We start from the raw sequence: 268 nt of genomic DNA, 5'->3' as shown, positions 1-268 counted from the left end.
CCTGATCTCGCCGACTATGTACTCCTTGACTGGGACGCGTTCGACGAATGGCGCGAGGAAGAACAGATCGCGATGGGTCATGCGCACGACCCGTACAAACGAATCGACTGCCTCGCCACCAGCAGGCACATCGTCGTGCGCATCGGGGACACCGTGCTGGCGGAGAGTCACAACCCGACGCTCCTGCTGGAAACACACCTCCCGGCGCGGCACTACATCCCGCGCGAGGACGTCCGGATGGATGTCCTGCAACGCTCCGACACCGTCA

Annotated in this window: 1 protein-coding gene; it reads left to right on the top strand. The window is 63.1% G+C overall.

Going from position 1 to position 268, the window contains the following annotated elements:
* Positions 1 to 268, top strand: a 268-nt coding sequence (locus NVV99_RS26520; protein ID WP_260783303.1) for a DUF427 domain-containing protein, incomplete at both ends; no start/stop codon positions are given.

Source organism: Rhodococcus sp. PAE-6, assembly GCF_025290685.1.
In the GTDB taxonomy this organism is placed as follows: Bacteria; Actinomycetota; Actinomycetes; order Mycobacteriales; family Mycobacteriaceae; genus Rhodococcus; species Rhodococcus pyridinivorans.
This window is presented reverse-complemented; position numbering and strand designations above follow the sequence as displayed.